This window comes from Glycomyces albidus (assembly GCF_009451885.1).
In the GTDB taxonomy this organism is placed as follows: Bacteria; Actinomycetota; Actinomycetes; order Mycobacteriales; family Micromonosporaceae; genus Glycomyces; species Glycomyces albidus.
This window is the reverse complement of sequence record NZ_WIAO01000010.1, coordinates 83057-95920: the sequence shown is the minus strand read 5'-3', so window position 1 is coordinate 95920 and position 12864 is coordinate 83057. Positions and strand designations below refer to the sequence as shown.

At 73.1% G+C, this 12864-nt stretch carries 14 protein-coding genes; 6 read left to right on the top strand and 8 right to left on the bottom strand.

The genetic code is table 11. The features are described from left to right. Nucleotides 1-395: 395 nt before the first annotated feature. Both GFD30_RS10600 and GFD30_RS10595 read right to left on the bottom strand, forming a co-directional pair. On the bottom strand, nucleotides 396-1058 hold the full coding sequence (locus tag GFD30_RS10600; RefSeq protein ID WP_153025163.1) for a response regulator transcription factor: 663 nt from the start codon (nucleotides 1056-1058) through the stop codon (nucleotides 396-398). Continuing rightward, on the bottom strand, nucleotides 1055-2164 hold the full coding sequence (locus GFD30_RS10595) for a sensor histidine kinase (RefSeq protein WP_153025162.1): 1110 nt from the start codon (nucleotides 2162-2164) through the stop codon (nucleotides 1055-1057). The genes GFD30_RS10600 and GFD30_RS10595 overlap by 4 nt, the downstream gene beginning before the upstream one ends. Nucleotides 2165-2355: 191 nt before the next feature. Here GFD30_RS10595 and GFD30_RS10590 point away from each other — a divergent pair, with 191 nt between their 5' ends. From GFD30_RS10590 to proC, 3 genes are all read left to right on the top strand, one after another. After that, the gene (locus GFD30_RS10590) at nucleotides 2356-2913 is read left to right on the top strand and encodes a GNAT family N-acetyltransferase (protein ID WP_153025161.1); all 558 of its coding nucleotides are present in this window, start codon (nucleotides 2356-2358) and stop codon (nucleotides 2911-2913) included. Continuing rightward, nucleotides 2910-3389, top strand: a complete 480-nt coding sequence (locus tag GFD30_RS10585) for a DUF1990 family protein (protein ID WP_322633141.1) — start codon at nucleotides 2910-2912, stop codon at nucleotides 3387-3389. Before GFD30_RS10590 ends, GFD30_RS10585 begins: the two co-directional genes overlap by 4 nt. A 72-nt stretch (nucleotides 3390-3461) precedes the next feature. Then, nucleotides 3462-4250: a pyrroline-5-carboxylate reductase gene (proC, locus tag GFD30_RS10580; protein WP_153025160.1), complete on the top strand. Its 789-nt coding sequence runs from the start codon at nucleotides 3462-3464 to the stop codon at nucleotides 4248-4250. Here the strand turns inward: proC and GFD30_RS10575 are convergent. The 4 genes from GFD30_RS10575 to GFD30_RS10560 all read right to left on the bottom strand — a co-directional run bounded on the left by GFD30_RS10575 (nucleotide 4247) and on the right by GFD30_RS10560 (nucleotide 7942). Continuing rightward, nucleotides 4247-5281, bottom strand: a complete 1035-nt coding sequence (locus tag GFD30_RS10575) for a hypothetical protein (RefSeq protein WP_153025159.1) — start codon at nucleotides 5279-5281, stop codon at nucleotides 4247-4249. The genes proC and GFD30_RS10575 overlap by 4 nt on opposite strands. Nucleotides 5282-5387: 106 nt before the next feature. Beyond that, a complete protein-coding gene (locus GFD30_RS10570; protein WP_153025158.1) occupies nucleotides 5388-6506 on the bottom strand; it encodes a trypsin-like serine peptidase in 1119 nt (372 codons plus the stop codon). Between the two features lie 100 nt (nucleotides 6507-6606). Further along, nucleotides 6607-6924: a DUF4190 domain-containing protein gene (locus GFD30_RS10565; protein ID WP_153025157.1), complete on the bottom strand. Its 318-nt coding sequence runs from the start codon at nucleotides 6922-6924 to the stop codon at nucleotides 6607-6609. A gap of 97 nt (nucleotides 6925-7021) precedes the next feature. Further along, nucleotides 7022-7942, bottom strand: coding sequence for an NAD-dependent epimerase/dehydratase family protein (locus GFD30_RS10560; RefSeq protein WP_153025156.1), 921 nt, complete (start codon nucleotides 7940-7942; stop codon nucleotides 7022-7024). 66 nt (nucleotides 7943-8008) lie between these two features. On the opposite strand from GFD30_RS10560, the gene GFD30_RS10555 reads away from it, so the two are divergent. Next, a complete protein-coding gene (locus GFD30_RS10555) occupies nucleotides 8009-8602 on the top strand; it encodes a TetR/AcrR family transcriptional regulator (protein ID WP_153025155.1) in 594 nt (197 codons plus the stop codon). 105 nt (nucleotides 8603-8707) lie between these two features. Here GFD30_RS10555 and GFD30_RS10550 read toward each other — a convergent pair whose 3' ends face one another. Next, nucleotides 8708-9649 (bottom strand): GntR family transcriptional regulator, encoded by a 942-nt coding sequence (locus GFD30_RS10550; protein ID WP_322633140.1) that lies wholly within the window; start codon nucleotides 9647-9649, stop codon nucleotides 8708-8710. A gap of 160 nt (nucleotides 9650-9809) precedes the next feature. On the opposite strand from GFD30_RS10550, the gene GFD30_RS10545 reads away from it, so the two are divergent. Beyond that, nucleotides 9810-10934 (top strand): FAD-dependent monooxygenase, encoded by a 1125-nt coding sequence (locus tag GFD30_RS10545; RefSeq protein WP_153025154.1) that lies wholly within the window; start codon nucleotides 9810-9812, stop codon nucleotides 10932-10934. A gap of 140 nt (nucleotides 10935-11074) precedes the next feature. Here GFD30_RS10545 and GFD30_RS27890 read toward each other — a convergent pair whose 3' ends face one another. After that, nucleotides 11075-12175, bottom strand: a complete 1101-nt coding sequence (locus GFD30_RS27890; RefSeq protein WP_153025153.1) for a caspase, EACC1-associated type — start codon at nucleotides 12173-12175, stop codon at nucleotides 11075-11077. A 177-nt stretch (nucleotides 12176-12352) separates the two neighbouring features. Between GFD30_RS27890 and GFD30_RS10535 the strand changes: the two genes are divergently transcribed. Continuing rightward, the gene (locus tag GFD30_RS10535) at nucleotides 12353-12781 is read left to right on the top strand and encodes an SRPBCC family protein (RefSeq protein ID WP_153025152.1); all 429 of its coding nucleotides are present in this window, start codon (nucleotides 12353-12355) and stop codon (nucleotides 12779-12781) included. The last annotated feature ends 83 nt before the right edge of the window (nucleotides 12782-12864 follow it).

The following is a 12864-nucleotide window of genomic DNA, read 5'->3' as shown; positions in this document are numbered from 1 at the left end:
CGCGAACGGCCTGCCCCGCGCGTTGATCCTCGCGCGACGCAACTCGATGACCCGGCCGCCGCTCGATCACCGCGACCCGGTCGGTGTCGTGCGCCGTGCCGCGCCGGTGCGCGATGCTCACGACCGTGCCTCCGGGTCCAGGTCGACATCGGCGGCGTGGACGGCGTCGCCTCGCCGAGCACGACCACCTCGGGCGCCGCGGGGACGACCCGCGCGAGCGCCACCTGTTCCACGCCGCCGATGTGAGCGCGCGGTCGCGCCCGACGATCCTCGTGTTCGGCCCCGCCCCGAGGCGGCCGGACAGGTCGCCCGTGATCGGCGACCGCGAGCGCTTCCCGCGGCTCCGCGTCGCTCGCGTCCGGCGCTTCCAGGCGCGGGCGCGAACGCGGGCGAGGTCAGTCCACGACTCCCGCGTCGTTGACCAGCAGCGCGAGCTGCACCCGATTGTTCAACCCGAGTTTCGCGAGCGCCGCCGAGACGTGCGTCTTCACGGTCGGGACGCTCAGGTGCAGGGCCGCCGCGATCTCCGCGTTCGACCGGCCCCGGCCCACCTCCGCCGCGACCTCGGCTTCACGGTTGTTCAACGCCCGCAAGCGCTCCCGAGCCGCGCCGCGCCGGTCGCCGCCGCCTCCGCCGACCGCGAGGCCGATGAGCCGCCGCGTGACCTCAGGCGACAGCACCGGCTCGCCCTGCGCGACCCGCCGCACCGCCGCGACGATCTGGGCCGGCGGCGTGTCCTTGAGCAGGAAGCCGCCCGCGCCGGCGCGCAGCGCCCGCTGCACGTGCCCGTCCGCTTCGAACGCGGTGAGCACCAGCACCTCCGGCGCGCCGGGGTCCGCGCGCAGCCGCTCGGTCGCCGTCAGCCCGTCGACCCCGGGCATGTGCAGGTCCATGAGCACGACGTCCGGCCGCAACTGCGCGACGAGCGGCGGCACGTCGGCGCCGCTGCCGGCCTCCCCGACGACATCGAGGTCCGCGGCCCCGCCGAGGATCATCCGCAGGCCCGCCCGCACCAGCGGGTCGTCGTCCACGACCAGGACCTTCACACGCTCGCTCATGCCGTCCAGGGTAGCCACGCCCGCACCCGCCACCCGCCGTCCTCACGCGGGCCGTACTCGAGCCGCCCGCCCGCGAGCGCCGTCCGCTCCTCGAGCCCGATCAGGCCGTGCCCGGGCCGCTCCGCGGGCCGGTCGACCTCCCGGCCGGGACCGTTCGCGACCTCGACTTCGAGGCCCTCGCCGGGCCCGCCCGACACGGTCACGGCGACCGGCGCGCCCTCGGCGTGCTTGCGCGCGTTCGTGAGCGCCTCCTGCACGATCCGGTAGGCCGTGCGCCCCGAGCGCTCGGGCGCCTCGCCCTCCGCGGTCGACGCGAACGCGATCTCCGACCCGGGCCGGGCCTCCTCGACGAGCGCCCGCAGGTCCGCCATCGACGGCTGCGGTAGCTCCCCGATCGGGGCCCGGAGGACCGCGATGACCTCCCGCAGGTCCCGCATCGCCAGGTGCGACTGCTCCCGGACCACGCCGGCCGCGCTCGCGAGCTCCTCGGGGGAGAGGTCGCTGCGGTACTCCATGGCGCCCGCGTGCAGGCTCAGCAGCGACAGCCGGTGCCCGAGCAGGTCGTGCAGTTCGCGGGCGAGCTCTTCGCGCGCCCGCTGGCGGGCCCGCTCGCGTTCCTCCCGCTCCTGCTCGGCCGCCCGCTCCCGCAGGGCCCGGCGGTACCGCGTGACCATGCCCCAGCCGGCGATGGCGCCGTAGAGGACCACCGCGAACCCGAGGTTCCCGAGGACGCCCAGCTCCTGCGGCCGGATCCACGCATAGACGCCGGCGGCGGCGAGGGCCCCGGCGTACACCCAGGCCGCCGTCCGCGGCGGCCGCCGCACGATGACCGCGAACAGCAGCACGAGCAGCGGGAACGCGATCGTCTCCGAGAACGTCGACAGCGCGACGGCGACCGCGGCGGCCTGCGTGGGCCACCGCCGCCGCACCCACAGCAGCCCCAGCCCGACGATCCCGGCGACCTGGTCCAGCTCGAACAGCCACGCCGGATCCGGCAGGCCGAGCCGCATCCGGTCGCCGGCGATGCACAGCCACGAGAACACGCCGAACGCGAACAGCCCGGTGTCCGCCGCCCACCCGCGCGCCCCGCGCCGCTCACCCTGCATGCGCCGAAGGCTAACCGCCGCACGCCCCCCGTTCAACGTCCCGGCCCCGATCCGATACGGAAGTAGCCTTGGCCGATCCGAAGGTCGCGGCCTTGTTCGCGGCCCGACCGGGCGGCCCGGCCGCCGTGTGCGGCCGAACGGGCGCCGGGCGGACTAGGCTCGACCGGTCGCCATCGACCGAAGGGGGAGCCATGCCCGAACCGATCCCCGCCCCGCCCGGGATCGCACTCCGCCCCGTCACCCCAGCGGACGCCGAAGCGATCGCCGCGCTCCGGTCCGCCAGCCGCGACCACCTCGCCCGCTGGGAACCCGACGAAGACGACTCCACCTACACGCTCCCGGGCGTCCGCGACTCGATCGAGGCCGCACTGGCGCGCACCGAGGCCGGCACCGGCCGCTCCTACGTCATCCTCGAGCACGGCCGCCACGTCGGCGGGCTCCTGTTCAACACGATCGTCCTCGGCCCCTACGTCCGCACGTGCAGTGTCGGCTACTGGGTCGCCGCCGCCGAGACCCGCCGGGGCATCGCCACCGAGGCGGTGCGCCTCGCCAAGTCGATCGCGTTCGGCGAACTCGAGCTCGACAAGCTCCGGGCCGAGACCCTCCCCGACAACCTGGCCTCGCAGAAAGTCCTGGCGCGCAACGGGTTCCGCCGACTCGGCCTGACCCCCTGCTACTCGCTCACCACCGGCCGCCTGCGCGACCACGTCCTCTTCGAGATCCTCAACCCCCGAACGGAGCGCCCGTGAACCCGAACTACCCGGAGGTCGGCGCCACCCGCTCCGGCCCGCTCCCCGCCGGCTACCGCCACCTCGAACGCGCGACCGTCCTCGACGCCCCGCTCGCCCGGCCCGCCGAGATCCTCATGACCTGGGGCCTCCACGAACGCTGCGGCCTCCACCCCGCGGCCACCGCGCCCCGCGCGGCGGTCGGCGTCGACGTGACGCTCCGGTTCGCGGGCGTCCTGCGCATCCCCTGCCGGGTGGTGTGGGCCGAGGAGACGCCCGAGTTCGCCGGCTTCGGCTACGGCTCGCTGCCCGGCCACCCCGAACGCGGCGAGGCGGCGTTCCTCCTCGAGGCGCTCGGCGACCGCACCCGCTTCACCGTGCGGTCCTTCTCCGTCCCCGGCACATTCGCCAGCCGGCTGGCCGCGCCCGCGGCGCGGCTCCTCCAGGCCAAGGCCACCGACCGGTGGCTCACCGCCATGGCCGAGGCGCTGCGGTAGTGCCCGATTCGTCCGAAACGCTGAGGTAGCGGACCGGGGCCGTTAGATTGCGGTTCCGAGGGGAGGTGCGTCATGGACATCGCGATCATCGGCGTCGGCCATCTCGGTGAGGCCGTCCTCATCGGGCTGCTCGAATCGGGGATGCCGCCCGCGCAGATCTGGGCCACGGCCCAGCCGGCCGAGCGGGCCGCGATCCTCGCCGACGCGTACGGGATCGAAGTGGGGACCGACAACGCCGGCGCGGTCTCCGAAGCCGACGTCGTCCTCATCGCCACCCGGCCCGGCGCGGTCGAGCGGGTGCTCGACGAGATCGCGCCCGCCCTGGAGCCCGACGCGGTCGTCGTGTCGCTCGCCGCCGGCGTCCCGCTCGCGAAGCTGGCCGCGCGGCTGCCCGAGGGCACGATCGCGGTGCGGGCCATGACGAACGTCGCCGCCCGCGCACGCGAGGCCGCGACCGCGCTGACCGCGCCGGAAGGCACCGACCTGACCGAGATCGAGGACCTGTTCGACCGGGTCGGCGTCACGGTCACGGTCGAAGAGTCCTTGATGGACCTCGTCACGGCCGTGGGCGGCTCGGGGCCGGCGTTCCTGCTGTACCTCGCCGATGCGATGACATCGGCCGCGGTCGACGGCGGCATGGACCGCGCCGCCGCGCGCGTCATGGTCGAGCAGACGCTCCTCGGCGCCTGCCTGCACCTCCAGTCGAGCGACGAGCCGCCCGCCGAGCTCCTCGACCAGGTCACCACTCCCGGCGGCCCCACGGCCGCAGCCCTGGACGTCCTGAACGACGCCGCCGTCGGCGACGCCGTCAGACGAGCGGTCGCCGCCGCCGCGCGCCGCGGCCGCGGTCTCGCCCGCTAACGCGTTCGGCCGACACGCTCATGTCCCTTGCGGCGCATGAACATCGCCGCGACCGCCACTATCGCGACCACGGCGGCGATGACGAGCATCAGCACGTACGTCCCTCTGAGATCCGAGGTGAACGCGTCGTACGTCAGCGGCGCGAACGCCGCGTCCCCGGCCTGTTCGACGAACCGCTCCCGGCCCGCCGCCAGCGCGATCAGCGCCGCGCCCGCCATGACCGCGCCGAGGACGCCGACGACGAGCGCCGCGACCCACCGGCGCGGCGCGACCAGCACCGCGATCACCAGCAGCCCCAGGGCGATCCACGGCAGCCAGGTCGCGGCCCACTGCAACTGGTCGATCCGCTCCTGGAGCTCGGGGACCTGCTCCGAGTCCAGCAGCACGTAGTCGGCCTCGACTGCGGGGATGTCGGCCGCGTACGCGAAGTCGTTCTCCGCCAAGCGCTCCTTGACGACCTCGACCACGTGCCCGAGGTCGATCGCGAGCGTGTTCCCGTCCGCGACGAGCGAGCCGGCGTTCTCGCCTTCGAGGGCCGAGACCAGTGACGAGTGCGCCTCGGTCACCGCCGCGTCCCATACCTCGAGGAAGCGGGGGCTCGCGACGAACGCGTTCACCTCGGTCTCGATGCGGGCGCGCAGGCTCTCGGCCGCCGCGGCGACGAGGTCGCGGATGTACTCGGGCGGGTCCTCGGTGCCGACCCAGCCGGCCGCCTGGCGGGTGATCGCGTCGATGTCGACGGCCTCCTCGATCCTCGAGGTGATCAGGTCCGCGACGGCCGCCTGGACCTGCTCGTCCTCGGCGATCGGCCGGGTGCGGTCCACGAACTGGTCGGTCGTCAGCAGTTCGAGACGCGCATAGTAGGCGGCGACGGCGCCGGTCGCGGCAGCGACGGCGAGCACGCACGCGAGCATGGCCACGACCCACCGGACCGCACGTCCGATGCCGCCGCGCCGCTCGGCCTCGCCCTCGCCCTCGCCCGCGGGCTCGGCGGGGTCGGTCTCGGCCGCTCCGGTCGGCGTCTCGCTCACGGGATCCTCCACATCGGCGCTCGAATCGATCCTGGCCGGCCCGGATCCCCGGTGCGGGATCGGAACGGGCGGCGGGGGAGTGCCCCGCCGCCCGCAGTCGGCAAACCTAGACGTTCCACTCCAGATACGGCGCGATGAGCGGGTGGATCAGGTCCATGCGCGCCGCGCTGTTGGGGCATCCGCCGAGGTGGTGCAGGCCCACGACGGCGCCGGTCTCGCGGCTGATCACCGGCGATCCGGAGGAGCCGCCGGCGGTGTCGCAGTAGTAGGACAGGTCGGTGCGGGGGCCGTTGCCGTCGGCGCGGTTGTCGAGGATCTGGCAGTGGTCGGCCGTCCAGGGCCGCCCTTCGTCGCTGAGGGAGGAGATGCGCATCGGCTTGCCGCCGGGGTGCCCCGGGATGAACACCTTCTCGCGGACTTCGGCGTGCCGGGTGTCGATCGGCAGGTGCGGCAGGTGCGCGATGGCCTCGGGGTCGTCCACGGTGAACAGCGTGAAGTCGTACGTGGCGTCCGACGCCAGGACTTCATGGCCCCGCAGCTTGAGCGGCGTGCGGGCCTGCCCGCCCGTGCATTCGTAGCACTCGTACCCGAACTGCACCTCGGTCGCCCGCACCTCCTGCCCGTTCGCGATGCAGTGCTGGTTGGTCATGATCCGGTTCGCCCCGGCGATCCAGGCGGTGCAGTACGACTCGTCGTCGATGATGAGCCGGGCGACGGAGCGGCTGGCGTCCCACGCGACCGGGTCGGACTCGCGGTAGCAGACGGCGTGCAGCGAGTCGTTCTTGCCGCAGACGCTTTCGGGACCGCCGGTCGGCCTGGACGCGAGTTCGGCCTCGTTCAGGCCCCGGGCGTAGCCGGCGAGGCGGGCGGCGGCGGTCACGCCGTCGTCGGCGTCGTGGAGCACGACCTCGGCGGCGGCGCCGTCGATCGACAGCGTCCGCAGGGCCCCTTCGGTGATGTCGGCGGGCCCGTACTCGTAGGACTCGGCCCCGTCAGGGCTCGACACGGTGATGCGGTCGCGTTCGCCGAGTGCGACGCCGTCGAAGCGGGCCTTGATGAACGCGGCGTCGGCGTGCACGACCGCGTGCGGCGCGCCCGGCTCCAGGGGCACGTCGGCGGGTTCGAGCTGCGCGATCTGGTCGGCCCGGTACTGCGGGGCCTCGGCCGCCGCGGCGGGTGCGACCGTGAGCGCGGCCGCGGCGACGGCGCCCGCGGCCAGCGCCATGGCCGTCCTCTTTGTCCTGTCTGCTCCCATGGCCCCGAAGCGTAGGGGACCGGGGAGGCGGCGGCGGGGGATCGCGGAAATCGCACGATCCCCGCAGCGCCTAGTTGACCTGCTCGTTCCAGTTCTGCTTCCACTGGTCCCAGTCCGCGAAGGTGCCGGCGGCGACGCCGAAGACGACCAGGAGGACGAACAGGATGATCGAGATCCAGCCGAGGATGATGGCGGCTCTGGCCAGGCCGTCGCCGGAGTTGTTGCGCTTCCTGATCTGGCTCTTGGCGACGTAGCCGAAGATGAGCCCGAGGATGGCGATCGGGCTGCACAGGCCCACGATCGCGAGGACGAACGCCGCGATCGCGAGTCCGTTCATCTCGCGGGGCAACCTCGCCGGAGCCCCGGCCTGCTCGTAATCCTGCGTCATGATGCCCTCCACTGGAGACGGAAATGTGCGCAGTGTACGAAGCCGCGGAGCCCGTGAGCGGCGGTTTGGGGGAATCAGGCGGGGAATCCCGCCGGAATCAGCCCTGCCGGCGGAACCAGGCGAGCGTCGCCGCGATCGCGTCCTCGTGCGGGGTCAGGCGCGGTTCGCCGAAGGCCGCGCGGAACGCGGTGTCGTCGACGACCCAGTCGCGGTCGCGCTGGTACCAGGTCTCGCCGAGTTCCTTGACGATCGGGTTGAACGCGCCGATGAGCCGCTGCATGCCGCGCCCGACGGCGGCGCTCCTCGCCCGCCCGCCCGAGGCGTCCCGGACCATGTCCATGAACTCGCGGCCGGTGGGGGCGGTGAGCACCGGTAGGTGCCAGGCGCGCCCGTCCGCCTCGGGCCGCTCGCCGAGCGTGACCAGGCCCGCGGCGATGTCCGGCAGGTACGAGACGGTGTGGAGGACGTCCATGTCGCCCATCCAGCGGGCGGTCTTCCCCGCCGCCGCGGCCGCGAAGACGCTGGGGCCGAGCGTGGTGTTGCGGCCGCCGGGTCCGAAGTAGTCGGAGGCGCGGCCGATGGCGGCGCGGACGCGTCCTTCGCGGTGCGCGTCGAGGACGAGCGTCGCGGCCTCCGCGCGGGCCCTGCCCTTGGGGTTCTTCGCCGCGTACGGCAGGTTCTCGGTCATGGGGCCCTTCACAGGGCCGTACATGTAGAGGTTGTCGGCCATGACCAGGCGCGCGCCGGCCTTCTCGACGCCGCTGAGGACGGTGTCGGTGAACCCGGGGAACTCCTGCGCCCACCGGGCGTACGGCGGCTGCGCGCACTGGTAGACCACCGCGGCGCCTTCGCACGCGGCGGCGGCGCCTTCGGGCGTGGTGATGTCGGCGCTGAAGCCGCCGGGGCCTGCCGCGTTCCGGCTGACGGCGCGCACCCGGTGGCCGCGGGCGGTGAGTTCGGCGGCGACGGCCGCGCCGATGCCGCCGGTGGCGCCGAGGACGACGTGAAGATCGGACATTGGGGTGCTCCTGGTCCCTCGTTTAGTAACACCGTTATATAACCACGTTACGATACGCTTGTCAACATGCCCCGACCCAGGAAACGCGATTACGACTCGCTGCGGCGCGACCTCATCGACGCCGGCGGCCGCCTGCTCGCCGCCGAAGGCCCCTCGGCCCTGTCCACCAGGCGCGTCGCGCAGGAGACCGGCACCTCGACCACCGCCGTCTACAGCCTCTTCGGCGACAAGGCCGGCCTGGTCCGCGAGATGTTCCTCGAGGGCTTCGAACGCCTCGCCGCCGCGTTCGACGCCGTGCCCCGCACCGCCGACCCCGTGGCCGACCTGCTCGCCCTCGGCGACGCCTACCGCGCGAACGCCCGCGACAACCCGCACCTGTACGAGCTCATGTTCGGCCGACCCGTCCCCGAGTTCCGCCCCGACGCCGAGGCCGGCCGCCGGATCCGGCCGACGTTCGACGCTCTGGTGGCCGCGTGCGCCCGGTGCGTCGACGAGGGCGCCTTCGCGCCCCTGCCGCCCCACGATATCGCCGTCCAGCTCAACGCCCTCGCCCACGGCCTCGCCGGCCTCGAGCTGCGCGGCGCCCTCGGGGGCGGCGACGATGCGGACGCGCACTGGAAGCGCGCGTTCGCCACGCTCCTCAAGGGACTGGCGGCCTAGCGGACCCCTGCGGTCCGCCCGGTTCGGCACCGCCCCGCGCACTGCGCGACCGCGTCGGCGAAGCCCGCCGGCGACCCGTTCGGCGTCGGCGCGAGCGGGGGCCGTTCAGTGCCGGTCCGGCTCCCGGTGCCGGGCCGCGAGCGCTTCGAGACCGTCGAGAAGGAGTGCCAGGCCCAGGCGGAACATCTCGTCCAGGTCCATGTCGTAGCCGTCCGGGAGGGACCCGAAGTGGCCGAAGAGCTTCGCGAAGTGCGGGTAGCGGCTCATGACGCCGTCTCCGTTGACCGAGGGCACGTACTGGAGGTCGGTCCACTCCTCGGCCGAGAGCCCGGTGTCGGACACCGCCTCGTCCTCGCGCTCGAAGTTCGCGGCCAGTCCGACGATGTGGCTGTAGATGAGCACATGCGCGTCGAACTGGAGCTTCGGCGGCAGCCCGAGCGTCCCGAGGGTCCCCAGGAGGCTGTCGCCGATGCCGAGCAGGTTCGGCAGCGGCAGGGGCCGCGTCAGCGGATGCACCCGCCCGAGCCAGGGGTGGTTCCGGTGGACGCGCCACAGCGCGGCCGCGATCGCCTCAAGCCGGGCGCGCCACGGCGCCGACTCGTCGTCCTCGAAGGACAGCTCGCCGTACACGCTGTCGCACATGGACATCAGCAGGTCGTCCTTGCCTTCGACGAAGCGGTACAAGGTCATCGGCGCCACCCCGCACCGCCCGGCCACAGCGCGCATCGAGACCGCTTCCAGCCCTTCGGCATCCGCGATCGCCACGGCCTCGGCGAGGACGCGCTCCCGCGTCGGCTCGGCCGGCTCGCCGGACTTCGCCGCCCGTCTCGGCGCGACCACCGTGCCCGAGCGCGGGCGGGTGATGACCAGGCCCTCCGACCGCAGCACGTCCAGCGCCTTCGCGGCTGTGGCCAGTGCCACACTGAATTCCTGGGCCACCTGCCGCGTCGACGGCACCCTGTCGCCCGGCGCCAGCGCCCGCTCGGTGATGCGCCTGCTCAGCTCGGCGGCGATGCGCGCGTACGGCGGCTCGCTCGAATCGGCCACGGCGGCCCCTTCCTCGGTCTGTCCTACGACAGATCCTAGTCCCGGCCCGCCCCGGGGCCATCGCTGTCCTAGGGCAGATCTCGGACGTATTTGCAGGTCAGAAGGGTTTTCCATACGGTGGTGCCGGTCAAGGAAGTACAACGTATCCGGAGGAACCCCGATGAAGACCGTCCTCGTTTCCGGCTCCAGCGTCGCCGGCACCGCCCTCGCCTACTGGCTCCGCGAGCAGGGCCTCACCCCGGTCGTGGTCGAGCGCGCCCCCGCGCAGCGCCGCGGCGGCCAGGCGATCGACGTCCGCGGCGCCGCCCTCACCGTCATCCGCCGCATGGGCCTCGAAACCCAGGCCCGCGCCCTGGCGAACCACTCCGACGGCATGTCCGTCGTCGACCCCGCAGGCAACGAGGTGTTCCGCACCGAGGACTTCGCGCTCTCCTCCGGCAGCCTCGACTCCGACGACATCGAGATCCTCCGCGACGACCTCGTCGACCTCATGCACGCCCGGAACGACGGCATCGAATACCGCTACGGCGACTCCATCGCCGCGATCCACCAGGAGGACGACGCGGTCACCGTCGAATTCGAGCACGCCGCCCCGCGCCGCTTCGACCTCGTCGTCGGCGCCGACGGCCTCCACTCCAACACCCGCCGCCTCGCATTCGGCCCCGAAGCCGACTACATCGACCACCTCGGCACCTACCTGTCGGTCTTCGGCCAGGACAACTACCTCGGCCTCGACCGCTGGCAGACCTGGTTCAACGACGGGAGGAACGGCGGCGCCGTCATGACGGTGCGCGACAACGCCGAACTGCGGATCTACCTCGGGTTCGCCTCCGACCCGATCGAGTACGACCACCGCGACACCGCCGCGCAGAAGCGCCTCGTCGCCGAGCGCGTCACCGGCTTCGGCGGCGACGTCCCCGGGTTCATCGAGCGGATGTGGGGCGCCGAGGACTTCTACTTCGACTCCATGGCGCAGATCCGAATGGACACCTGGTCCGCCGGCCGCGTCGTCCTCGTCGGCGACGCCGCCCACTGCGCCGCCCCGACCTCGGGCCAGGGCACCAGCCTGGCGCTCGTCGGCGCCTACGTCCTCGCGTACGAACTCGGCCGCACCCCCGACGACCACGCGCTCGCCTTCGCCCGCTACGAGTCCCGCATGCGCCCCTTCGTCGAGGCCAACCAAAAACTCGCGTTCATCGACCGCCAGACCGTCGACCCCGAGGAGTCGGCCCGCCGCACCGACGCCGTCAAGGACCTCATCGACCTGGACGCCGCGATCGACTAGCGACCGGCCCGAGCAGACGACCGTCCACTGGAGAAGGCCGCGTCCGCACACCGCGGGCGCGGCCGGTCCCGCGCCCGCTGCCGAACCCTCGTGCGGCTGTCCCACCTCGGCGCCTCGCCCGCATCGCGAACGCGGCGTGCCTATCGCATCCGCTGCGCCGCGATCGCCTGGCGCCGTTCGAACTCCGCCTCGACCCGGTCGAGGAACGCGTCGACGGCGGCCATCTCGTAGCCCTCGCGCAGCCGCGTGGTCGTGAACAGCGAGTTCCGGACGTCGTCCGCGCTGAGCCGCTGCGGCCCCTCGACCGGCTCGACCAGCGCGAGCAGCACCCGGTCGAGGAACGCGTCGACCTCGTCCTCGTCGTAGCCCTCCGTCAACCGCACCGTGTTGAACCGGATGTCGCGGACCTCCTGGGCCGAGACCAGCGCTTCGGCCCGCACCAGGTCCGGCGCCGGCCCCTCCGGCTCCGCCTCGGGAACCGGGCGTTCGTCCCCTGCCCGCCCGGACCCGGCACCCGGCCGGTACCGGTTCACGGCGAGCGCGAGCTTGTCGGCGGTGTGGGTGACGCACTTCTGCGGCCGCGGGAGGTCGCGCTCGCGCGCCAGGCGCTCGAGCTCCAGGAAGAGGTCGTCCAGCGTCAGCAGCGCCCCGGCGCGCGGGCTCCCGCCGTCGAGCACGTCCAGGAACGCCTGCGTGAACGCGGTGTGCCGCCGCCCTTCGAAGGCGTACGAAGGCGAGTTCGCGGGGGAGGACGTCAACGTCACATGCCCCGAGATCCGGATCTGCCCCAGGATCGCCGACCCCTTGTCCGCGAGCACCTCAGTGGCGATGCCCGAGAAGCACGAGTCGAGCACGATCACCTTCGCCGTCGCCCGCGCCGACTGAATCGCCTTGTGCAGGAACGCGAACGGAATGCCGCTCCAAGGCAGCAGCTCCTGCGAGGTCTGCGGCAGCGCCAGGTGCAGCAGCCCGCCGGAGTCGACCAGGCCGTGACCGCTGTAGTAGACCAGCAGCAGGTCGTCCGCCTCCCGCGCCGCCCGCTCGACCGCCGCGCCGACCGCGGTGAGGTCGCGCGCGTCCGTCAGCGACTCGCAGTTGCCGCGCGGGATCCCGGCATGGCGGACCAGCGCCTCCCGCATGCTGTCCACATTGTTCTCCGCGGCCGGCACCGGGAGCAGATGCTGGTACGCGGCGGTACCGATGAGCAGGGCGCGGGACCTCGCGCCGTCCGGGAGCCGCATGCCCCTACCCGCCCGACCCGGCTTCGCCCATCGCGCACCTCCGCCCGCGATTCTCCCAGACCCCCGCACGCCCGAAAAATCCGCGGGAAGATATCCCGGCGCGTGCGATGAATCCGCGCGGCCCGCCGCGTCTCTATGGACGTACACAGCGAACACCCCTGACACAGGAGGAACATCATGACCGCCAACGAGAACGGCTTCAGCTACACGCTCACCGCCGAGGTCGACGCGCCCGTCTCCACCGTCTGGACCGCCTGGACCGACAACGCCCACTACGAGGCCTGGAGCTACTCCAAGCCCGGTTCCGTCGAGATGGACGTGACGCCGAACGGCCGCTACACCGCCACCGTCGTCACCCCCGACGGCCAGGAGTTCCCGATCACCGGCCGCTACATCGACGTCAACGAAGGCGAGTCCCTGGTCATGGGCATGGACACGCCCGACGGCGGCGAAGAGGTCATGCGCCTCGACCTCGCCGACCTCGGCGGCGACCGCACCCGCATCGTGATCTCCCAGACCCTCGACACGCAGGAGCAGCACGACATGGCCAAGCAGGGCAGCCAGATGCTGCTGGACTCCTGCGCCGCCTACGTCGCCAAGATGTGAGCACCCCGGCTCCGGGCCGGGCCGCCACGGCCCGGCCCCGCCCCGTGCCGTTACCGTCGCGTCCCGAAGGACCACCCCCACCT

Excerpts from the sequence above, each read along its gene's own strand:
- GFD30_RS10595 (WP_153025162.1), bottom strand. The coding sequence starts at position 2,164 with ATGCAGGGTGAGCGGCGCGGGGCGCGCGGGTGGGCGGCGGACACCGGG.
- GFD30_RS10545 (WP_153025154.1), top strand. The coding sequence starts at position 9,810 with ATGAAGACCGTCCTCGTTTCCGGCTCCAGCGTCGCCGGCACCGCCCTC.
- GFD30_RS10555 (WP_153025155.1), top strand. The coding sequence starts at position 8,009 with ATGCCCCGACCCAGGAAACGCGATTACGACTCGCTGCGGCGCGACCTC.
- GFD30_RS10590 (WP_153025161.1), top strand. The coding sequence starts at position 2,356 with ATGCCCGAACCGATCCCCGCCCCGCCCGGGATCGCACTCCGCCCCGTC.
- GFD30_RS10600 (WP_153025163.1), bottom strand. The coding sequence starts at position 1,058 with ATGAGCGAGCGTGTGAAGGTCCTGGTCGTGGACGACGACCCGCTGGTG.
- GFD30_RS10560 (WP_153025156.1), bottom strand. The coding sequence starts at position 7,942 with ATGTCCGATCTTCACGTCGTCCTCGGCGCCACCGGCGGCATCGGCGCG.
- GFD30_RS10565 (WP_153025157.1), bottom strand. The coding sequence starts at position 6,924 with ATGACGCAGGATTACGAGCAGGCCGGGGCTCCGGCGAGGTTGCCCCGC.
- GFD30_RS10535 (WP_153025152.1), top strand. The coding sequence starts at position 12,353 with ATGACCGCCAACGAGAACGGCTTCAGCTACACGCTCACCGCCGAGGTC.
- GFD30_RS27890 (WP_153025153.1), bottom strand. The coding sequence starts at position 12,175 with ATGCGGCTCCCGGACGGCGCGAGGTCCCGCGCCCTGCTCATCGGTACC.
- GFD30_RS10570 (WP_153025158.1), bottom strand. The coding sequence starts at position 6,506 with ATGGCGCTGGCCGCGGGCGCCGTCGCCGCGGCCGCGCTCACGGTCGCA.
- proC (WP_153025160.1), top strand. The coding sequence starts at position 3,462 with ATGGACATCGCGATCATCGGCGTCGGCCATCTCGGTGAGGCCGTCCTC.